This window comes from Achromobacter sp. F4_2707 (assembly GCF_047501535.1).
In the GTDB taxonomy this organism is placed as follows: Bacteria; Pseudomonadota; Gammaproteobacteria; order Burkholderiales; family Burkholderiaceae_B; genus Yanghanlia.
In genome coordinates, this window is the sequence record NZ_JAZDRJ010000003.1 from 262,585 (window position 1) to 281,961 (window position 19,377).

General features: G+C 55.6%; 21 protein-coding genes. 12 read left to right on the forward strand and 9 right to left on the reverse strand.

The genetic code is table 11. The features are described from left to right. Positions 1 to 22: 22 nt before the first annotated feature. The 8 genes from VRY85_RS04855 to zwf all read left to right on the forward strand — a co-directional run bounded on the left by VRY85_RS04855 (position 23) and on the right by zwf (position 8,327). On the forward strand, positions 23 to 571 hold the full coding sequence (locus tag VRY85_RS04855) for an acyloxyacyl hydrolase (RefSeq protein WP_414597467.1): 549 nt from the start codon (positions 23 to 25) through the stop codon (positions 569 to 571). 46 nt (positions 572 to 617) lie between these two features. Beyond that, positions 618 to 1,703 carry a type I glyceraldehyde-3-phosphate dehydrogenase gene (locus VRY85_RS04860; RefSeq protein WP_414597468.1) on the forward strand — a complete coding sequence of 362 codons (1,086 nt, stop codon included), beginning with the start codon at positions 618 to 620 and terminating at the stop codon, positions 1,701 to 1,703. Continuing rightward, a complete protein-coding gene (fumC, locus tag VRY85_RS04865) occupies positions 1,685 to 3,085 on the forward strand; it encodes a class II fumarate hydratase (RefSeq protein ID WP_414597469.1) in 1,401 nt (466 codons plus the stop codon). Before VRY85_RS04860 ends, fumC begins: the two co-directional genes overlap by 19 nt. 108 nt (positions 3,086 to 3,193) lie before the next feature. After that, complete coding sequence (locus tag VRY85_RS04870; protein ID WP_414597470.1) at positions 3,194 to 3,547, forward strand: DUF488 domain-containing protein; 354 nt, start codon at positions 3,194 to 3,196, stop codon at positions 3,545 to 3,547. A gap of 118 nt (positions 3,548 to 3,665) precedes the next feature. After that, complete coding sequence (locus tag VRY85_RS04875; RefSeq protein WP_414597471.1) at positions 3,666 to 5,072, forward strand: NfeD family protein; 1,407 nt, start codon at positions 3,666 to 3,668, stop codon at positions 5,070 to 5,072. A gap of 35 nt (positions 5,073 to 5,107) precedes the next feature. Then, the gene (locus tag VRY85_RS04880; RefSeq protein ID WP_414597472.1) at positions 5,108 to 5,872 is read left to right on the forward strand and encodes a slipin family protein; all 765 of its coding nucleotides are present in this window, start codon (positions 5,108 to 5,110) and stop codon (positions 5,870 to 5,872) included. Between the two features lie 10 nt (positions 5,873 to 5,882). Next, the gene (gnd, locus tag VRY85_RS04885; RefSeq protein ID WP_414597473.1) at positions 5,883 to 6,902 is read left to right on the forward strand and encodes a phosphogluconate dehydrogenase (NAD(+)-dependent, decarboxylating); all 1,020 of its coding nucleotides are present in this window, start codon (positions 5,883 to 5,885) and stop codon (positions 6,900 to 6,902) included. Between the two features lie 24 nt (positions 6,903 to 6,926). Further along, the gene (zwf, locus tag VRY85_RS04890) at positions 6,927 to 8,327 is read left to right on the forward strand and encodes a glucose-6-phosphate dehydrogenase (protein ID WP_414597474.1); all 1,401 of its coding nucleotides are present in this window, start codon (positions 6,927 to 6,929) and stop codon (positions 8,325 to 8,327) included. Positions 8,328 to 8,348: 21 nt separating this feature from the next. Here the strand turns inward: zwf and VRY85_RS04895 are convergent, their stop codons facing one another. Continuing rightward, positions 8,349 to 8,774: a universal stress protein gene (locus VRY85_RS04895; protein WP_414597475.1), complete on the reverse strand. Its 426-nt coding sequence runs from the start codon at positions 8,772 to 8,774 to the stop codon at positions 8,349 to 8,351. A 128-nt stretch (positions 8,775 to 8,902) separates the two neighbouring features. On the opposite strand from VRY85_RS04895, the gene VRY85_RS04900 reads away from it, so the two are divergent. From VRY85_RS04900 to VRY85_RS04910, 3 genes are read left to right on the forward strand one after another with little or no spacing between them, the layout of a single operon-like run. Next, the gene (locus VRY85_RS04900; RefSeq protein ID WP_414597476.1) at positions 8,903 to 10,702 is read left to right on the forward strand and encodes a glycoside hydrolase family 15 protein; all 1,800 of its coding nucleotides are present in this window, start codon (positions 8,903 to 8,905) and stop codon (positions 10,700 to 10,702) included. Between the two features lie 42 nt (positions 10,703 to 10,744). Continuing rightward, positions 10,745 to 11,041: an acylphosphatase gene (locus VRY85_RS04905; protein WP_414597477.1), complete on the forward strand. Its 297-nt coding sequence runs from the start codon at positions 10,745 to 10,747 to the stop codon at positions 11,039 to 11,041. An 18-nt stretch (positions 11,042 to 11,059) separates the two neighbouring features. After that, complete coding sequence (locus VRY85_RS04910) at positions 11,060 to 11,482, forward strand: DUF411 domain-containing protein (RefSeq protein ID WP_414597478.1); 423 nt, start codon at positions 11,060 to 11,062, stop codon at positions 11,480 to 11,482. 75 nt (positions 11,483 to 11,557) lie between these two features. Here the strand turns inward: VRY85_RS04910 and VRY85_RS04915 are convergent, their stop codons facing one another. Further along, positions 11,558 to 11,947: a cupin domain-containing protein gene (locus VRY85_RS04915; RefSeq protein WP_414597479.1), complete on the reverse strand. Its 390-nt coding sequence runs from the start codon at positions 11,945 to 11,947 to the stop codon at positions 11,558 to 11,560. A gap of 179 nt (positions 11,948 to 12,126) precedes the next feature. Between VRY85_RS04915 and VRY85_RS04920 the strand changes: the two genes are divergently transcribed. Further along, positions 12,127 to 12,588, forward strand: coding sequence for a c-type cytochrome (locus tag VRY85_RS04920; RefSeq protein WP_414597506.1), 462 nt, complete (start codon positions 12,127 to 12,129; stop codon positions 12,586 to 12,588). A gap of 52 nt (positions 12,589 to 12,640) precedes the next feature. Here VRY85_RS04920 and VRY85_RS04925 read toward each other — a convergent pair whose 3' ends face one another. The 7 genes from VRY85_RS04925 to VRY85_RS04955 form a co-directional block, all read right to left on the reverse strand. After that, positions 12,641 to 13,213, reverse strand: coding sequence for an NADPH-dependent FMN reductase (locus VRY85_RS04925; RefSeq protein WP_414597480.1), 573 nt, complete (start codon positions 13,211 to 13,213; stop codon positions 12,641 to 12,643). Positions 13,214 to 13,254: 41 nt separating this feature from the next. Then, entirely contained in the window at positions 13,255 to 14,754 is a 1,500-nt protein-coding gene (locus VRY85_RS04930; RefSeq protein WP_414597481.1) for a catalase, read from the reverse strand. A 427-nt stretch (positions 14,755 to 15,181) separates the two neighbouring features. After that, positions 15,182 to 16,429: a transporter gene (locus VRY85_RS04935; RefSeq protein ID WP_414597482.1), complete on the reverse strand. Its 1,248-nt coding sequence runs from the start codon at positions 16,427 to 16,429 to the stop codon at positions 15,182 to 15,184. 86 nt (positions 16,430 to 16,515) lie between these two features. Beyond that, positions 16,516 to 17,019, reverse strand: a complete 504-nt coding sequence (locus tag VRY85_RS04940) for a hypothetical protein (protein WP_414597483.1) — start codon at positions 17,017 to 17,019, stop codon at positions 16,516 to 16,518. Positions 17,020 to 17,044: 25 nt separating this feature from the next. Then, positions 17,045 to 17,728 carry a C39 family peptidase gene (locus tag VRY85_RS04945; RefSeq protein WP_414597484.1) on the reverse strand — a complete coding sequence of 228 codons (684 nt, stop codon included), beginning with the start codon at positions 17,726 to 17,728 and terminating at the stop codon, positions 17,045 to 17,047. 9 nt (positions 17,729 to 17,737) lie between these two features. Beyond that, on the reverse strand, positions 17,738 to 18,088 hold the full coding sequence (locus tag VRY85_RS04950) for a hypothetical protein (RefSeq protein ID WP_414597485.1): 351 nt from the start codon (positions 18,086 to 18,088) through the stop codon (positions 17,738 to 17,740). A 96-nt stretch (positions 18,089 to 18,184) separates the two neighbouring features. Next, positions 18,185 to 19,060 (reverse strand): hypothetical protein, encoded by an 876-nt coding sequence (locus tag VRY85_RS04955; protein WP_414597486.1) that lies wholly within the window; start codon positions 19,058 to 19,060, stop codon positions 18,185 to 18,187. Between the last annotated feature and the right edge of the window lie 317 nt (positions 19,061 to 19,377).

Below are 19,377 nucleotides of genomic sequence, written 5' to 3' on the forward strand. Positions count from 1 at the left end.
AATTGTAAAAAAAGTGTAAATAATGAGCCGCAAAGTTTATCGTCAAGTTCTTAAAGCAGCCGGTGTAGCTGCTCTCCTGGCAGCCGCAGTGTCACCCTTGGCAGCGCAAGAACTCTACCAGTCGTCCAGTATTGGGCTGCGGCTGGGCGCTGGCAATAATTACCAGCGCGCAGAAGTGGCTTGGGAATCCCCTTCGGTTTGGGAATACCGTTTTGAAGGCGGCAGCCGCCTTGACCTGGTTGGGGAGCTTGGGGTTGCCTATTGGCATGCAAACGGCTCGCGCACCCCCAGCAGTGTGTGGCAGCTCAGTGCCATTCCGTTTTTGCGCTGGACTTGGGCTGACCGCTACTACATTGAAGCGGGTATAGGCGCGACCGTGTTTTCGCGTACACGCTTTGCCAATAAAGATATGAGCACCGCCTTTCAATTTGGCGACCATATCGGTGTTGGCATGCATGTCACGAATAACAGCCGTGTGAGCCTGCGTTATTCGCATTTTTCCAATGCCGGAATCAAGCGACCCAACCCGGGGCTGGATATCTTGCAGCTGAATTACAGCTACCAGTACTGATGGCGTATCATGTGTTTACACCCGGATTTCTTCTTCCTGTAAACACATGACTTCACCTCAAGGCGCCGGTTTCGCCTTCACTTCGCCATTGCGTATTGCTATTAACGGTTACGGTCGTATTGGGCGCTGCGTCTTGCGCGCCATTTACGAATCACCGCTGCGCGACCATATCCATGTTGTGGCCATTAACGAGCCATCCGATCTGGCCACCATGGTGTATTTGTCGCAATTCGATTCCACTCACGGGATTTTCCCGGGAATCGTGGAGCAAAATGGCGACAAGCTGCGTGTGAATGGCCGCGATATCTCAGTCATGCACAGCAGTGAGCCTGAAGAAATCGACTGGGCCGCCCTAGAGCTGGACTTGGTTCTCGAGTGCTCGGGGCGTTACGGCACCCGTTCGCAGTTCGAGCGCTTTATTCAGTCGGGTTGCCCGCGTTTGTTGGTCTCTCACCCTGGTGAAAGCGCCGACGATGTGGATTGCACCGTGGTCTACGGCATTAACCAGGGCGAGATCCCTGCTCAGGCCACCATCGTTTCCAATGCGTCCTGCACCACCAATGCCAGTGTGCCGGTGCTGGCGGCGCTCGATGCGCTCTACGGTGTGGAGCACGCATTCCTTACCACGCTGCATTCCGTGATGAACGACCAGCCGTTGATCGACGGCTATCATCATAAAGATCTACGACGCACACGTTCGGCCATGCAATCCATTGTGCCGGTTGCCACCGGCCTGGCACAGGGGGTAGAGCGGTTGCTGCCCAATTTGAAGGGCAAGGTGCAGGCTAAGGCCATCAGGGTGCCAATACTGAACGTGTCGGCGATCGACCTCATGCTTAAGCTTGGGCAAGACGTTTGCACCGCATCGCTGAACGAAACGCTAATGCAGTTAAGCCAAAGTTCGCCGGGTTTGATCGCTTATTCCAATCATCCACATGCGTCCATTGATTTCAACCACAATCCGAACTCCGTGATTATTGACGGCAGCCAGACCCGAACCAATGGCGAGGGTTTTGCTAATTTGTTCTTGTGGTTTGATAACGAATGGGGTTTTGCCAATCGCATGCTGGATGCCGCCCTGGCATGGGCTGATATTCTTGAAAAGGAAAAAACATGGCAGACATGCGCATAGAAACTGATTCCATGGGTGAAATCGCCGTACCTGCTGAGCACTACTGGGGTGCACAGACGCAGCGCTCCATCCAGAACTTCCCCATTGGGGTGGAACGCTTCCGTTGGCAGTCATCGGTGATTAAATCGCTGGGTATTTTGAAAAAGGCGGCGGCGCTGGCCAACCGCGAACTCGACCAGATTCCGGGCGATGTGGCCGACCTCATCGTCCGAGCGGCCGATGAAGTCGTGGAAGGCAAGTTGGATGCTGAGTTCCCCTTGGTCGTGTTCCAGACAGGATCCGGCACGCAATCCAATATGAACGTTAACGAGGTCATTTCCAACCGTGCAATTGAGCTGGCTGGTGGGCAGCGCGGCAGCAAAACACCGGTGCACCCGAACGATCATGTGAATCGCGGGCAGTCGTCTAACGATACCTTCCCCACCGCCATGCACATCGCAGTCGGGAGCGAACTGCATCGCCATCTGCTGCCTTCGGTGGGCCGCCTGCGCGACACCTTGGCCGCCAAGGCCGATCAGTACAACGACATCGTCAAGACAGGCCGCACCCATTTGCAAGATGCCACGCCCATCACATTGGGCCAGGAAATTGGCAGTTGGGTGGCTCAGATCGATTTTGGCTTACAGGCGGTGCATGCGGCATTGCCCGGCATCTACGACCTTGCCATCGGTGGTACTGCAGTGGGTACTGGCCTGAATGCACATCCGGCCTTTGGCGATCGAGCCGCGGCGCACATTGCCGAGATTACAGGCTTACCATTTCGTTCCGCAGATAACAAGTTCTTTGCGCTTTCGGCTCACGATGCGTTGGTCAATATGTCGGCCGCCTTACGCACCCTGGCCGGCGCACTGATGAAAATGGCCAACGATGTGCGCTGGCTGGCCAGTGGCCCGCGTTGCGGAATTGGGGAACTGAATATCCCTGACAATGAGCCAGGCTCCTCCATCATGCCGGGTAAGGTCAATCCCACGCAATGCGAGGCGCTGACCATGGTGTGCGTGCAGGTGTTCGGCAACGATGCGGCTGTGGCATTCGCGGGAACACAAGGCAACTTCCAGCTGAATGTCTACAAGCCTGTCATGGTCCATAATGTGCTGGAAAGCATAGAATTGTTAGGCGACGCCTGCTTGGCGTTTGACGAACATTGCGCGGTGGGCATTGAGCCGAATCTGCCGCGCATTGCAGAAAACCTCGACAAAAACTTGATGCTGGTGACTGCTCTGAACCGGCACATCGGGTATGACAAGGCAGCAGCCATAGCTAAGAAGGCGCAGAACGAAGGAAGTACCTTACGCGCGGCAGCGCTGGAACTGGGCTATGTGACCGACGAAGAGTACGACCGTTGGATCGTACCCATGGATATGACGGCCAGCAAAGCATAATTCCCGGCCCGCCCGCTGCCCATCTGCCTGGAGCAGCGGGCAAGTCCGTAACAGACGGTACACACCATGCCCTGGAACGCGGGCCCGGGGCCATTGTGGGAGAGAACCATGGAAGTCTCTATCCGACGGGTCTATGACCCGCCACAGAAAGGTGAAGGTTTGCGGGTGCTGGTTGATCGCCTTTGGCCGCGTGGCGTGCGTAAGGAAGATCTGCACTACGACTTGTGGGAAAAAGACCTGGCACCTACGCCTGAACTGAGAAAATGGTTTGGCCACCAGCCGGAGCGCTGGGAAGAATTCCACGAAAAATACCGCAAGGAACTTCAGGAGCCTATGGCCCAGGAGCGCCTGAGAGCGGTTGCCGATCAAGCCGGTGAACGTGGAATTACGCTGCTTTATGGGGCACGAGACCCGAAGCACAACCACGCTCTGGTTCTGCTCGAAGCCTTTAAGCGTCTCTGAGTCAGCGGCGAGGCGCTTTCCGTGCGCCCACTTGGGCAGTACGTTTCATTACTGCAACGCAGCTTGAAGCGTCTATACTGGTTCTGAGCATGGCACGTGTCGTTGCGGGAGGGCCAACATGAATAAATCGTTGATGTTCTGGCTGCTTTGGTTGGGGCTGGCTTTCGGGTTGCCGGCCCATAGCCCCGCCCGTGTGCAGGAAAGTGGGCCGGTTATGGTGCTTGAAGTGCAAGGTGCCATCAGCCCCGCCACGTCCGATTTCATCGTCGATGGGATAGCCAATGCCGAAGCGGCGGGGGCCCAACTTCTTATTATCGAACTCGACACACCCGGCGGCCTGGATGCTTCCATGCGGGCCATTATTCGCCGCATGTTATCGGCCAAGCTGCCCATCGCTGTATATGTGGCGCCGGGGGGCGCCAGGGCGGCCAGTGCTGGGACTTTCATTCTGTATGCCAGCCATATCGCTGCCATGACGCCAGCCAGCAACCTGGGGGCGGCTTCGCCGGTTGCCATCGGCACTGGCTCGGGGGGCGGAGAACAGCCTTCCGACAAAGGCGAAAACGGCAAACCCACTGAAAACAAGAATAGGTCCACACAAGATACCCTAGCGGCCAAGGCGGCTAACGACGCAGCAGCATACATCCGCAGCTTAGCCGAACTGCGCGGCCGCGACCCGGACTTCGCGGAAGCCGCCGTACGCGAGGCGCGTTCCATCTCCGCAGGAGAAGCCCACAAGAGTGGGGTGGTGGAATATCTTGCGCCGAACCTGCCCTCACTGTTGAGCCAGCTTGATGGCCATGAAGTGCTGCTAAGCGATGGCCGAACTGTCACGCTTGCCACTCAGAACGCTCAGGTCGAACGTATTGCGCCAGACTGGCGTATCAAACTGCTGTCCTTTCTAGCCAACCCGCAATTGGCCGTAATTCTTATGATGCTGGGTATCTACGGCCTGTTTTTTGAAATGATGAGCCCGGGGGCGGCGCTGCCGGGTGTGGCTGGCGTCATCTGCTTGCTTCTGGGGTTGTATGGCTTGCACATGCTGCCTGTGAATTGGGCGGGCGTGGCGCTGCTGGTGCTGGGCATGCTGATGATGGCGGCTGAAGTTTTTCTGCCTTCTTTTGGAGCCTTGGGGGTAGGCGGCATTCTGGCGTTCGTGCTGGGTGGGCTGTTCATGACCGGCCCAGACATGCCGAGTTATTACGAACTGTCTATTCCCTTTCTGCTCTCCATCGGGCTGGCCAGTGCCATCATTATTATTGGCGTCGGCACCGTTGCTGTGCGTAGCCGTCGAAGCAAGACAGTCAGTGGTTACGACACGATGCTCGGGGAGCAAGGCAGGGTGGTCGGCCTTGAGGACGGCATGGTTTATGCTCAAATTCGTGGCGAGAACTGGCGGGTGGAATGTGCCGAACCCCTGCAGGTGGGCGATCAGATCACGGTCATTGGCACGCAGGATCTTAAATTGCAGGTCACGCCTGCTACAGTCATCAATAGCAACACAGTGCCACCGGTATCGGCCTGAACCGGTATCACTGAGCGGACACCAGGGAGAAAAGCATGGTTTACGGTTTTAACGTTGGGCTGACGGTCTTGCTGGTGATTGCCGTCGTCATTCTGGCCAATGCCATACGGATTCTGCGGGAATATCAGCGCGGGGTCACTTTCACCCTGGGGCGCTTCAGCAGCGTAAAGGGGCCGGGTCTAATCTTTGTCATTCCCGTACTGCAGCAGATTGTGCGGGTGGATTTGCGTACGGTCACGATGGACGTACCCAGCCAGGATGTTATCTCGCGCGATAACGTCTCGGTCAAGGTCAGCGCCGTCATTTATTTCAGGGTGGTCGAACCTGAGAAAGCCATCATCCAAGTAGAACGCTACCTGGAGGCCACCAGCCAGCTCGCCCAGACAACCCTGCGGGCGGTGCTGGGCAAACATGATCTCGACGAAATGCTGTCTGAACGAGAAAAACTCAATCTCGACATCCAGAAAATTCTTGATTCCCAGACTGACAATTGGGGGGTGAAGGTCACCAACGTCGAAATCAAGCACATTGATCTGAACGAAAGTATGGTGCGTGCCATTGCCCGCCAAGCAGAAGCTGAGCGCGAGCGGAGAGCTAAGGTCATTCATGCCGAAGGCGAGCGCCAAGCCGCGCAGGCCCTGGCAGATGCCGCCCAGGTGCTGTCGGAGCAACCCGCGGCGCTGCAGTTGCGTTACCTACAAACGCTTACTCAGGTCGCCGGTGATAAATCCTCCACTCTGGTCTTTCCGGTGCCGGTCGATCTCATCGACCGCATTCTCAAAACATCAAAACCGGAATAGGGGGGACGGCATGCAGTTGGGCATGATCGGTTTAGGACGCATGGGCGGCAATATGGCGCAAAGGCTGATTGCCCACGGGCACCAATGTGTGGGTTTCGACCCTGATGCGCAAGCACGCCAGCGCTTGGATGGCCTGGGCGGCATAGCCTGTGACAGTGTGGAAAGCGTAGTTAAGCGGCTTTCCGCTCCGCGCGTTGTCTGGCTGATGCTGCCAGTCAAGGAAGTTGATGCCGCTCTGGATCAACTCAAACCCTTGTTGGAAAAGGGCGATGTGGTCGTGGATGGCGGCAACTCGTTATGGCGTGACAGTGTGCGTCGTGCAGCGCAGTGGGCATCGGCAGGCATAGCGTATATGGATGTCGGCACCAGCGGCGGTGTGCGGGGCCTGGAAAGGGGGTACTGCCTGATGGCAGGGGGCTCGCCTCAGGGCTTCACGCTGATAGAGCCGCTGCTGCTGGCGCTGGCGCCGGGCGCCGAGGCTGCACCGCCTACGCCGGGCAGAGCGCTGGGTGGCACGGCTGAGCAGGGCTATATGCATTGCGGCCCAGCCGGAGCCGGGCATTTTGTGAAAATGATCCATAACGCCATTGAGTACGGCATCATGGCAGCGTACGCCGAAGGCTTCAACCTGCTGCAACAAGCGGGCCAGGGCGGGGAGGGTAGTGCCGCCAACAACAATGCGATTCCCCCCTCTCACCCTAAATATTATGGCTATGACTTCAATCTGCCGGAAATCGCTGAGCTGTGGCGCCGGGGCAGCGTGATCGGCTCATGGTTGCTGGATCTCACCGCTCAGGCCTTGCAGCAGCAACCTGAACTGCAAGGCTATACAGGCCGGGTATCCGACTCCGGGGAAGGGCGCTGGGCCATGGGTGCCGCCCTTGATTTAGGCGCGCCTGCGCCTGTGCTTTCGGCAGCCTTGTTCAGCCGCTTTGAGTCACGCGAAAGTGCGACATTTGCTATGCAGATGTTGTCGGCCATGCGAGAACAGTTTGGCGGGCATGTGGAGGCAGCGGCTACCGACGACTAAGCCGCTACGCCCAGAGAGGTTCCCATGACAATTTTCCAAGAGACTCAGAACGAACCCGCCGATGCGTTGGTGTTATTCGGCATGACGGGCGATCTTGCATATAAAAAGATTTTTCCCGCTTTGTATGGCATGGCGCAGCGCGGCGCCTTGCAGGCCCGGGTGGTAGGCGTGGCTTCTTCCAAGCTGAGTGAAGCGCAGCTGCGCCAGCGTATTCGCAAAAGTATCAAGGATGCGGGCAAGCATGAAGATGCGACCGCTATGCGTACATTGATCGAGCACGTGACATACGTCAGTGGGGATTACAACGACCCTGAGGTTTTCCAAAAACTCAGACATGCGTTGCAGGGAACACAGCGTCCGGTCCATTATCTGGCCATTCCACCGGCTTTGTTCGCCACAGTCATTACGGGTTTGGCTGCTGCAGGGTTAAGCAGCAACGCCCGTGTCATTCTGGAAAAACCGTTTGGTCGAGACCTGGCCTCGGCCCACCATTTGAACCGTATCGCCTGCTCGGTATTCCCGGAAGAGGGCATTTACCGGATTGATCATTTCCTTGGCAAGGAAGCGATCATGAACATCCTGTATTTTCGTTTTGCCAATGCCTTTCTCGAACCGATTTGGAATCGCAATTACGTCAACAGCGTGCAAATCACGCTTTCTGAGTCATTTGGCGTGGAAGGAAGAGGGGCGTTTTATGAAAGCGCGGGTTGTCTGCGCGACGTCATCCAGAATCATCTGTTTCAGGTGGTGGGGCTGCTCGCAATGGAGCCCCCCGCCTACCGGGGCTATGAGCCTGTGCAGGTGGAAAAAACCAAGGTTTTCAGTGCAATGCGTCCTTTGCAGGCCAATGACCTGGTGCGGGGGCAATATCAGGGGTACCGCGACGAGCCGCAGGTTGACCCGCATTCCGATGTGGAAACCTTCTGCGCCTTGCGCCTGTATATTGACTCCTGGCGTTGGGAAGGTGTGCCCTGGTTTCTGCGCTCGGGTAAATGCATGAACACCACTGCTGCTGAAGTGCTGGTGCAATTGAAAGCGCCGCCGCAAAAACTTTTTACGGATTCCGACCCTTTGGATGGCCGGGCAAATTACCTGCGTTTTCGGTTTTCCCCACGAGCGGAGGTTGCTCTGGCGGCTCGTGTAAAACGCCCGGGCAAACAGTACGTGGGTGATCAGCGTGAATTATTGTTGCTGAATACGGCGGCAGACTCTGATTCGCCGTATGAGCGATTATTAGGAGATGCCTTGGCAGGCGACCGCTCACTCTTTGCCAGCCAGGCGGCCGTTGAGGCCGCCTGGCGGGTGCTTGATAACGTACTGACAGACCATAACAAAGCCCACACTTATGAAAAAGGGAGCTGGGGGCCGGCGCAAGCCGATGACCTGCTAGGCCCCCATGGGCCATGGCATAACCCTTGCCTGTAGTGATCTATGCGATATAAAGCCTTACTTGACCAGCAGCACGGGCATATCGACCAGATTGAGCACTTTGGTGGTGACCGAGCCCAGCAGCATGCCGGTGATGCTGCCCAGCCCGCGAGTGCCCATGATGATGTTGTCCACCTTATGCTTTTTGGCGTAATCGGCGATGGTTTGCGCGACCGGGCCGACCAGAACCTCGCTCTCGTATTCTACGCCAGCAGCGTCGAGTACAGCTTTGGCCGGAGCCAATGCCTTCTCACCTTCTTCCTGGTAGTAGGCCTGGATTTCATCGGCCGAAAAAAAGCGTTTGACGTTGCCGGACACGATGGGTGCAAAAGCCGTGACAAGCAGCAACTTGGCATCGCCGGTTTCCTTGGATAGCTCGATGGCACGTTGTACTGCGCGCACCGAGTTGTCAGAACCATCGACAGGAAGAAGTATCGTTCTCATTGTTGCCCCTAATGAAATAAAAGAAACCTGTGCCACCGCAAGGCCTGTGCCCTGCGGCTAGCTGAATCATTCATGGTAAGTAATAACACGAAAATCAGGATGATTTTAATCAAAAAGGAAAAGAAGCCATGGCTCCCAAGATAGAAGAGTACGCCATGCTCGGAAATTGCCGGACTGCGGCGCTTGTTTCCCGTGAAGGCTCCATCGACTGGCTGTGTTTTCCGCGCTTTGATTCGGCTGCCTGTTTTTCTGCTTTACTCGGCACGCCGGACAATGGTTGCTGGCGTATCACGCCAGAAGGGCAGATACGAGGAATCCGGCGCGCTTACGAAGACGGCACCCTCATCCTTGAAACGATTTTCGAAACAGATACCGGGGTGGCTAAGCTAATTGATTTCATGCCGACCACCCCGGCGCACTCAAGCGTGGCACGCCTGGTGGTGGGGCTGGAAGGGCGGGTGGAATTCAATATGGATCTCGTCATCCGTTTTGGCTACGGGCGCGTGGTTCCCTGGTTGGAACGCCATGGGGAAGGGTGTTATACCGCCGTGGCCGGCCCTGACATGCTGGTGTTTCGCACGACGGTTCCCATCACTTCGCGCGATCAACATAGTTCGGCACGCTTTATCGTGCACGCGGGCCAGCGCAAAAGTTTCACGCTTTCCCACCAGCCTTCGCACGAGCACGTGAGCGAGCCCTACGAACTGGGGGCCGCCCTGACCAGCACCAACTATTTTTGGCGCGAATTTTCTGATCGTTGCCCTGATGTCGGCCCATGGACGTCCATGGTCAAGCGCTCGCTCATCACCCTCAAGGCCCTGACTTACCAACCAACGGGAGGCATTGTTGCGGCGCCGACCACGTCCTTGCCTGAGCAATTGGGAGGCAAGCGCAACTGGGATTACCGTTACTGCTGGTTGCGCGACGCCACCATGACGCTGATGGCCTTCATGAACCTGGGTTATTTTGAAGAAGCGGCCGCCTGGCGCAACTGGCTGACGCGATCGGTAGCGGGCAGCCCCGATCAAATGCAAATTATGTATGGTTTGGCCGGCGAGCGTGACTTACCGGAATATGAGTTGCCTTGGCTGTGTGGCTATGAAGGTTCACAGCCTGTGCGCATAGGTAACGCCGCTGCCAACCAAAGGCAATTGGATATCTATGGCGAGGTTGCGGATGCCATGGTGCAGGCCATACGGGGCCATTTGCCGCCACATTCACGCATCGAGGCCATTACGCAGGTGATTGTGCCGTTTCTGGAAAAAGCTTGGCGGGAACCAGACGAAGGCATATGGGAAATTCGTGCTGAGCGCCAGCATTTCGTGCACTCTAAAGTCATGGCCTGGGTGGCGTTCGACCGTATTGCCACGGTCGCAGCCACCATGAGCAACGCCCGCCGCTTTGCCCAGAAATGCCGCCGTATCGCGGATGAAATTCATCAGGAAGTATGCGCTAAAGGCTATGACGCCCAGCGCAACACTTTCGTTCAGCATTATGGGTCGAAAGCGCTGGATGCCAGTTTGCTGCATATTGTGCTGACGGGTTTTCTTCCGCCGGACGATCCGCGCGTGGAGGGCACAATCCAGGCCATTGAACAGCGACTGATGCGCGACGGGTTACTATTGAGGTACGAAACTGAAACAGGCGTAGACGGTCTGCCGCCGGGAGAGGGCGTATTTCTGGCATGCTCATTCTGGCTGGCTGATGTTTATGTTTTGCAAGGGCGGTACGCCAAGGCGCAGGCCTTGTTTGAACGCTTGGTCAGTCTATGTAACGATGTCGGCCTGCTTTCAGAACAATACGATCCACATGATCAGCGCATGCTGGGCAACTTCCCGCAAGCGTTCAGCCATGTGGGCATTATCGATACGGCGCTGAATCTCTATCGGCGCGGGCAGGCGCCAGCTGTCGATCGAGCGCATACTTGATTATCCTTGGCCTGGTCAGGCCACAAGCGAATAAATGGCTGTATGAAGAAACTTGCTCCTGAAACTGATGTCGAAACTTTGTCCGTGCGTGTTATGGGAAAAGTCCAAGGGGTTGGCTTCCGCATGGCCACGGTTCGCCAAGCGCACAGCCTGGGCGTAGCAGGGTGGGTCCGCAACCTGGATGATGGGTCGGTGGAAGCTTTGCTGCAAGGCCCCCACGATCGCATTGACGAAATGCTTTCCTGGCTGCGAGTGGGGCCGCCGGCCGCTCGTGTAGATGAAATAGAAAGCCAGGAAATCCACGATGAGCGACACTACGATCGCTTCGAGCAAATTTGAATTCAGGATTTGATCACCATGAAGAAAACACTTGCAGCAATGGCGCTTGGCATGATGGCCATAGGGCCGCAGGCCATGGCCGACACCCCGTCCATCACCATGCATCAGGACCCCAACTGCGGGTGCTGCGGGGGGTGGGCCCAGCATATGCGCGATAACGGCTACGACGTGAAGGTGATTCTTTCTCGGGATATGTATTCGGTGAAGCAGGCGCATGGGGTGCCCATGACCTTGGCCTCCTGCCATACCGCGAAAGTAGACAGTACCGGGCAGATTATCGAAGGCCACGTGCCCGCCAATGCGGTACGAAAAATGTTGCTGGACCCTTCTGTGAAAGGCGTGTCGGCGCCGGGCATGCCGGTGAACTCACCGGGAATGGGTCCGATGGACGGTAACCTTGTGACGGTCGACTTTCAGGGGCGGCCGTTCTCGCGAGATTGAACGTAGCATGAACTGACGCCACAATAAAAAACTCCGGCAAAAGCCGGAGTTTTTATAAAGCAGGGCCAAGAAGCGCTATTCGGTGGTTGTGCCGTCGAAGTGCTCTTCTTTTTCATCGGCCTTGGTGGCGTGCAGCACACCTTCGCGGTGCTCCGGCGGGCCATACAGGGTGTAGAGACGCAAAGGCGTACTGCCTGTATTGATAACGTTGTGACGGGCACCGGCTGGGACGATGATGGCATCGTCGTCTTCGATATCGTAGGTGTTGTCATCAATAATGACCTGGCCTTTGCCTTCTTCGATACGGAAGAACTGATCGTGCCCTTCGTGAACTTCAGCGCCGATTTCTTCTCCGGCCTGGAGCGTCATGAGGACAAGCTGCATATGCTTGCCGGTATACAGCACCTTGCGGAAGTTGTCGTTTTCGACGGTGAGCTTTTCAATATCTTGTACAAAACCTTTCACGCTGCTACTCCTGTTCGAGACAAGTTCTGCTCATCATAACACCGCCGCGTATTCCTTTTTGTTTCCATGGAAAACGCAAAAAAACAGCCATGACCGGGTACGGGCAACGTATCGTGTAATTGAAAAATATACTGCGTGCACTTATGAATTTCAGAAGTCTGGCATTCGGCATTATCACCATGGTCGCCCTGACCCTGCTATGGATAGGCAAGGATGTCTACCACTCGGTATCACAGCCTCGTGGTTTTTATATCGACCCGAGCGATACCCACCACGTGGCCTATGGCCGCAGTCTGTATGTCAGCTACTGCGCCGCCTGCCATGGTTCGAAGTTGGAGGGACAGACCCCAAACTGGCGCGAGCGCGGCGCCAATGGCCGCTTGCCTGCGCCCCCGCACGACGCTTCGGGCCACACGTGGCACCATCCTGATTCCGTTCTTTTCGACATCACTCGCAATGGTATGGTGCCCGGGCGCACGGCCCCGGAGGGGTATGAAAGCGATATGCCGGCCTATGCCAGCATATTGTCGGATGAAGAAATTATCACCGTACTGGCTTATATCAAAAGCACCTGGCCTGACGATATCCTGGCATTGCACCAGGAGGTGAACCGGAACGAGTGGAGCAGGGCGCAGCACTAGCCCGGCAAGTTTGAAATTCTCCTGCGCGGGCTGTGCTTGCCTGTCCGGGGCACTAAGGTTCGCGTGGCAACACGGTAAGAACCCGAACGATGAAGGTATGGAATTCCTTCATGTAGTTGCTCAGGAACTGTTCCGTTTTTTCGTTGGTAACTTGGCCGTCTTCTGTGATGAGGCCGGGCTGGAACTGAATATAGGCTTCTACAGTGTTGAGCAATGGGGAATTACAGAAACACATGACATTGCGCAGTTGAGCCTGGGCCAGTGCAGTGCCGATCGAGCCTGGTGATGTGCCGATCACGGCCGAAGGTTTGCGCGTGAAAGAATTCCTGCCCCAAGGTCGGGTGGCCCAGTCGATGGCGTTCTTCAAGCCGCCCGGTATGCTGCGGTTGTATTCGGGCGTGACGAAAAGAATGGCATCCACTTCTGCAATCGCCTGTTTGAACGCTCGCGCTACGGGTGGGTAGTCCTCATCGTAGTCCTGGCTATAAAGGGGGAGGTCGCGGATGGGGATCTCTACCAGTTCAAGTTCGTCCGGCGCTAACCTGACCAGCGCCTTCGCAAGCAAACGATTGATGGAGGTGCTTGAAAGACTTCCGACAAGATAGCCGACTTTGTATTTAGTCATGTGATGCACTCCTTGGTATACATAGGAAAACTACCGGAAAACTACGCTTCACTCATGCCTGCAGGCGGCTCAGGCGCCTTGCCCGAACGCACTTTTTCCTCAATTCGGCGTCCCACATCGGCGTCGATGCTCTTCCAGTAATCAAAAGCGCGTTCCAGAACGGGGCTGCGAACCCCTCCCAGCAAAGCGCCTGCCACAGTTTCGACCAAGCTGTCGCGTTGGGCGTCGTTGAAGACTTCACGCACCAGCGTACCCGGTTGTGAGAAATCGTCATCATCGGGTCGTAAGGTATAAGCCGCGCGCACCATTTCGCCGTCGATTTCCCAGCCGTCATCGACGCGGCCGGTCTGATCCGACCATGGACGACCTTCAGAGTTGGGCGCATACACGGGTTGGCCGGCGCTGTGTTCATAAGCCATCTGGCCGTCGAACATATAGGTATTCAGGGGGATGCGCGGCCGGTTCACTGGAAGCTGATGGAAATTCGTGCCAATACGATTTCGCTGCGCGTCGTTATACGCAAAAGCACGGCCCAACAGCATTTTGTCTGGTGACAGCCCGATGCCCGGTACAACATTACCGGGTGAAAATGCCGCTTGTTCGATTTCAGCGAAAAAGTTGTCAGGGTTGTGATTGAGGGTCATAGTGCCGACTTTGATGAGCGGGTAGTCGGCATGTGGCCACGTCTTGGTCAGATCAAAGGGGTTGAAACGGTAGGTTTTAGCGTCTGCGTAGGGCATGATCTGAACCGACAGCGTCCAGCTAGGGTGGTCGCCCTTGGCAATCGCCTCGAAGAGATCGCGCCGATGATAGTCGGCATCCAGGCCGGCCATATTCTTGGCTTCATCGTTGGTGAAGAACTCCATGCCCTGGTTGGTATGGAAGTGGTATTTCACCCAGAACCGTTCGCCTTTGGCGTTCACCCACATATAAGTGTGGGAGCCATAGCCGTTCATGTGGCGCCACGTGCGGGGCAGGCCGCGTTCACCCATCAAATACGTTACCTGATGCGCGGTTTCAGGGTTGAGGGTCCAGAAATCCCACTGCATATGGTTGTCACGCAGCCCAGAGTCGGGCAGGCGTTTCTGGCTGCGGATGAAGTGGGGGAACTTCATTGGGTCGCGGACAAAGAAAATAGGGGTGTTGTTGCCGACCAGATCGTAGTTGCCTTCACTGGTGTAGAACTTGAGTGAGAAGCCTCGTACGTCACGCCAGGTGTCCGGGCTGCCGGATTCGCCGGCCACAGTGGAAAAGCGCGCCAGCATGTCTGTTTTGGCGCCAGGTTGGAAGAGCGCCGCTTTGGTGTAAGCGGAAACGTCCTCGGTGGTTTCAAAGACGCCAAACGCGCCCGCGCCCTTGGCGTGAGGCTGGCGCTCGGGAACTTTTTCACGGTTGAAGTGCGCCATCTGCTCAAGAAAGTGAACATCATGAAGCAGGAGCGGGCCATCGGGGCCGACTGTAAGACTGTTGCGATCGCTGACTGCCGGCGCTCCCCAGCCCGTTGTAGAACCCTTGTTTGAATTGGATTTGCTGTCGCTCATGAACTTCTCCTGTGTGGCGCCACTGCGCCTGGCGTCTTGCCTGTTCAACAAACAGAACTGTGGCTAGTGGCTGGTGAATCGAGAAACGAAACACGCGATCAAGAATCGGTAGTTGCCGGTTCAGTGGATCACTATACTCGGTACTTTAGTGTTTGGGTTTGGTCTCTGGGTTAAGAGGCGGTCAGGGACAGATAGCGCGGTTAAGCTATGTAAAACAGGGGCCTCAAGCTTTCCGTTACACAGGCAGACTCCAGTGGCGACGGCTCTTGTAATCGGCGTCGTGTACGTGTTGTTGGATCTGGCATTGCAGTTACAAAGTACGCATAATGTGCATTATGTAAAGTCAGTGATTTGCGGCGTACGTAGACTGTTATTAATACGAACTCGCCACCACAGTCTTTCTAACCACGGGTGGCGAGTTTTCTTTCTAGAACGAGATCGGAATCCGTAAGATAACCTGAGCGTCGGGTGCGTAGCGTGTCACTCCAATTCCCAAGGTCAGGTTGACGTTGGTCTTGGGGCTCAGCTGATATCCAAACCCGACCAGGAACTGCCCGACTTGGATAGACGGAGAATCCGCCGCTGAGTTGCCGTCGTACTTTGTTGGCCTGATGTAAGTATGTTGATACCCCAAACTAAGTGAGGACTTCTCGTTCAATGACATACCCATGCCAAAGTTCGCTTTGATGGAATCCCCTGGGTCGACATCCCCGATCCTCATCGCGCCGATTGTCTTATCGACGTTCTGTGATGGGCGCCAGGTGTAATTCAAACCGCCGAAAAACACGACCGGGTCTGAGGGGTATATTGCCAAAATGCCCGCGTCCAGCGCGTAGAAGCCGCTGCCGGTGGGTTGTTCTTCCGGTACAGGCATTCCACCCGGGTACGTACTGTCGGTCGCGTAGGAAATGTCGAACGGCCCCTTCCCTGTTGGTAGCACTGCGGTCAAAGACCCAATGTAATAAGGCCGGTTGGGGCCACCGTCGTTGAACTGGTAGCGCACCCCTACTTCCACGTCCCCTATTCCGCCGCCGGAACTGCTGAACACTTCATTATTCGACGCACCTTCGGTCAGCGGACGCATGATGGTGTCTTGAGAAGAGTAAACGTAGGGAATTTTGGCGTTGAGTTCCAGACGGTTAGTCAACCCATAGCGAACAGACACCGAGGCCATTACAGTTGACGTATCGACTTCACGAACATCAATCAAACCGATCAGAATTGCTGGTAGAACGCTGAAGCCTATCAGGTTGACCTGGTTGTTAGACGAATAGTCGTACTGGATTGAGGGTTCGAGTGTGAACCGGCCCCGCGGCGTCAAAATGCCCGGTTGATCCAGGATGGGAGCGACTTTTGCGGCATCTTCCTCTTGTGTGTGGGTGGGTGCCTGCCCCACGGGTTCTTGAACAGTATTCTGGTAGTCTGCTTGCACGGGGCGGGCTTCAGCGCCCTGGGGTCCGGTGGGCCCAGGGCCGTAGGCCGGGCCACCCGGAACCTGGAGCCGCATTCTTAGCCGCTCAAGGCTTTCGCGCGTTTGATCCAGCATTTGCTGTTGTTCGTATAGCCGTTGCTCAAGCCGCTGAATCGTGGCCTCCTCCTCCTGAGCATGGGCCGGTAACGCTGCAAAACAAAGGGCCAGAAGTGTTGTATTAGGTAATACTTGTTTGACCTTCATGAGCGCTCGCCTTTAATTGGACGTTTTTATAATCTGTTTTGTTGCCTACTCGCCTAAGTGGACGCGCTAGGCTAGGACACTGCCGCTTAGCGTAAAAACCGCAGAAATGCTCCCTGGGCAAAAGTCTGGACGGACAAGGCCTGTGATAAGGCTTTGCTAGTAACGGTGATGTTCACCGTGTTGAAGTTCCTGATGGCCTGGTTATCTAAGTTGTTTTGAATCACCGCACTGATCACCCCGCCAGACAGGTTAGCTATAGCGGGCGGGCTGACCGTGTTGTTCGTTCCTGACTGAACGATAGCCGCCGGCGGAGGGCCGGAAACTGCAGTTTGTTCTCCGGGGACATTCGCTGGCTGTCCCGTTAGAGGCCCTAAGATTTCTTGAATCATAATGGCCCGGCTGAAACTCAGTGCCATTCTTAATTGGCCGTAGTCGTACGCCACCGAGAATCCGCCGCGGATCTCATCCAGAGTTTGGTCGTCGACCGCATGGAGCTCATTGAAAGAATTGGCCTGTGCGGGGCCGTGAAGTATGAGTGTGCCGGCCGCCAACGCAAGCACGGCACTGCAACCACGAGAAAATGTAAACATATGACGTCTCCTGCCATATACCGCCTTAGAACAAGCCTGGCTTGCGAGCATTGAAGATCGTTGCCTGCGCCAGTCTTGCTGCTGACATCGCCGCACCAAGCGATGCCAGGGGCCGGGTTTGCCAATCTGTGCGCCCGTTGAATACTACGTTTTCGCTGTGACTGGTGATTACAAACACGATTGGGGTGACGAGAATTTCTTCGAAACGTTTACGGGGGATCACCCTTGCCCCACTTGAAGGGTCACCTACCAGCACACGTTCGTGATCAATGCCTTTCACCACCACAAAATGGTTGTAACCATGATCGCTGATCAGCATGATGGCGGGGACCTTGTTTTCAATCAGCTTATCCAGTGGCACCTCGTATCCGTTGGCTTCGTAACCACGAGCATCAAGATACCGCTTGATATCCAGGAGAGAAAAACCTTCCTGCTGGATTTTTTCCTGGTCGCCATGGTCCCACATACTGATGAAGACCTCTTGTTCACTGACCGGGTCGTTGTACTGATAAGTCAGCAGTGTGGCGAGCGCGGCAGAGCCACAGCTGAAATCATATTGTTGGCGGACGGTCCGACTAAATGCTCGTTCTTGTATGCTTTTCACCTGTGAGACGGTAAGGCCGCCCAGGGCTGGCAGAAATACGTTGCCAGCCTGCACGGCGCCGACGAGGAAAAACATCAAGAGTGTCGCCAGCCAACTTACTTTCATGACGGCCACCTATTGCACCTGCACGTTCACGATTGTTGAGCTCTGAATAAGAACGTTATTTCCAGAGTTCTGGATAACGGTCGAGAACCCATTCATGCTAGAAAATGCATCGCCCGATACCACGTTATGACCAGAAACCGTGTTGATTGACTGGTTGTCATAAAGTTGGCCATCTGTGTGCTGTTCGTTGAAAGAGATATTGCGGGCGCCGCGATATTCGGAGAGCTTTGTGTCCATAACAGGCACTCCGAAGGCACTCACCTGGACCGGATCGGCTACGGCATGAGGCGGTGCGGCAAAAACAAACGCGGGTGCAACTTGTAGAAAAACTGCCGCAAGTAAATGCTGCCGGTTCATCATCGCCTCCTAGCGTATGAAACGCTGTGAGCGTTCCCAGGATAGCGCCGGGTTGGACACATATCCTGGGTAACGAGCTACGACATCACTGCAACAATGTCAGAAGTTGAGGTTGCCCTGAACCGTCACGCCTTGTTGAACGAGGGAGTTCTCGCCCATGTTTTGGCTGACATTCATGATACCGGCCCCGCCGGCGAACGCACTGTTGGAGATAGTATTCGCGGCGACAAAGCTACCTGCTGCACCGCCGTTGGCCGAGCCACCCGAACCGCCCATTGCGCCGTTACCGCTAGTTGCCATGGCCAGAACGGAGCCGGATTTTGCCATACCACCCCAACCGCCGTCGCCGCCAGCATTACCGCCGCCCGTGCCCCCTGCATCGCCGGAGGTTGACGAGCTCGACGCGTTAGCCCAGCCTGAACCTGAGCCCGTGCTGCCTTTCGAGTGAGATTTGTGCGAGTTACCAGGACCCGAAGCAGCGCCGTTATTGGCATCGTTGCCACCACTTTCCGCGCTACTGATACCTACACCCAGGCCCAGGGCATGACCGCCGGCACCACCGCCACCCACAGTTGCCGAACCCGTGCCGAGGCTGTTATTGGTGGCCGCTCCACCGCTACCGCCGTTTGCACCGTTACCCGCAACCCCCCCGGCACCACCTGTGTTTCCACGGATCCCGTCGGAGTGATTGCCATACACATGGCCCGTAAGCGATGTGGATGCGACAGCGATGTCCACAGAGATGTCTCCGACCCTGAATGACTGGGATGTCGAATGATCATTATGGGTTGCGGTGAAAACTTTGGTGAACGTGAAGTGCTTGTTGTCGACGTTCTGCTGGGTCGGCGTAGTTGTGTTTTTGTCGCCGCCGCCGTGCTGGCCACCCTTATTTCCCGCGAGAGCGGGACCGCTCAAAGCTAACGCAAGGGCTGCACCCACCCCGCTAATAACTAGCGAAACTTTACGTTGTTTCATGACTTGCTCCTTCAGAGGCCTACTTGATTTGTGAAAACCTACTTTGGAAACAGTCGGGATTACAGGCAATACGAACCGCAACAACTCGTGCACCTCGACTGCGGTTCAATTATGTGTTTTACGCATTTGTTAAGCAAATGAAATTATATTTAGATACCAATTTCTTATTGTGTTTACACATTGGATAGCATGACGTTCTCTTATTTGGCGCTGCTTTAAAAGTGTGGTTGTTATAAAAAAGGAATAATATTAATTAAAACAATGTGTTGTAGTGAGTTTTTCATGATGAGGTTTAGGTTTTTTATCTATATTTATGC

Bases quoted from the DNA above. Each gene is read 5' to 3' on its own strand.
- VRY85_RS04930 (WP_414597481.1), bottom strand. From the start codon at position 14,754: ATGAGCGACAGCAAATCCAATTCAAACAAGGGTTCTACAACGGGCTGG.
- VRY85_RS04935 (WP_414597482.1), bottom strand. From the start codon at position 16,429: ATGAAGGTCAAACAAGTATTACCTAATACAACACTTCTGGCCCTTTGT.
- VRY85_RS04940 (WP_414597483.1), bottom strand. From the start codon at position 17,019: ATGTTTACATTTTCTCGTGGTTGCAGTGCCGTGCTTGCGTTGGCGGCC.
- VRY85_RS04910 (WP_414597478.1), top strand. From the start codon at position 11,060: ATGAAGAAAACACTTGCAGCAATGGCGCTTGGCATGATGGCCATAGGG.
- VRY85_RS04945 (WP_414597484.1), bottom strand. From the start codon at position 17,728: ATGAAAGTAAGTTGGCTGGCGACACTCTTGATGTTTTTCCTCGTCGGC.
- VRY85_RS04950 (WP_414597485.1), bottom strand. From the start codon at position 18,088: ATGATGAACCGGCAGCATTTACTTGCGGCAGTTTTTCTACAAGTTGCA.
- gnd (WP_414597473.1), top strand. From the start codon at position 5,883: ATGCAGTTGGGCATGATCGGTTTAGGACGCATGGGCGGCAATATGGCG.
- fumC (WP_414597469.1), top strand. From the start codon at position 1,685: ATGGCAGACATGCGCATAGAAACTGATTCCATGGGTGAAATCGCCGTA.
- VRY85_RS04920 (WP_414597506.1), top strand. From the start codon at position 12,127: ATGGTCGCCCTGACCCTGCTATGGATAGGCAAGGATGTCTACCACTCG.
- VRY85_RS04860 (WP_414597468.1), top strand. From the start codon at position 618: ATGACTTCACCTCAAGGCGCCGGTTTCGCCTTCACTTCGCCATTGCGT.
- VRY85_RS04880 (WP_414597472.1), top strand. From the start codon at position 5,108: ATGGTTTACGGTTTTAACGTTGGGCTGACGGTCTTGCTGGTGATTGCC.
- VRY85_RS04870 (WP_414597470.1), top strand. From the start codon at position 3,194: ATGGAAGTCTCTATCCGACGGGTCTATGACCCGCCACAGAAAGGTGAA.
- zwf (WP_414597474.1), top strand. From the start codon at position 6,927: ATGACAATTTTCCAAGAGACTCAGAACGAACCCGCCGATGCGTTGGTG.
- VRY85_RS04895 (WP_414597475.1), bottom strand. From the start codon at position 8,774: ATGAGAACGATACTTCTTCCTGTCGATGGTTCTGACAACTCGGTGCGC.
- VRY85_RS04905 (WP_414597477.1), top strand. From the start codon at position 10,745: ATGAAGAAACTTGCTCCTGAAACTGATGTCGAAACTTTGTCCGTGCGT.
- VRY85_RS04900 (WP_414597476.1), top strand. From the start codon at position 8,903: ATGGCTCCCAAGATAGAAGAGTACGCCATGCTCGGAAATTGCCGGACT.
- VRY85_RS04855 (WP_414597467.1), top strand. From the start codon at position 23: ATGAGCCGCAAAGTTTATCGTCAAGTTCTTAAAGCAGCCGGTGTAGCT.
- VRY85_RS04875 (WP_414597471.1), top strand. From the start codon at position 3,666: ATGAATAAATCGTTGATGTTCTGGCTGCTTTGGTTGGGGCTGGCTTTC.
- VRY85_RS04955 (WP_414597486.1), bottom strand. From the start codon at position 19,060: ATGAAACAACGTAAAGTTTCGCTAGTTATTAGCGGGGTGGGTGCAGCC.
- VRY85_RS04925 (WP_414597480.1), bottom strand. From the start codon at position 13,213: ATGACTAAATACAAAGTCGGCTATCTTGTCGGAAGTCTTTCAAGCACC.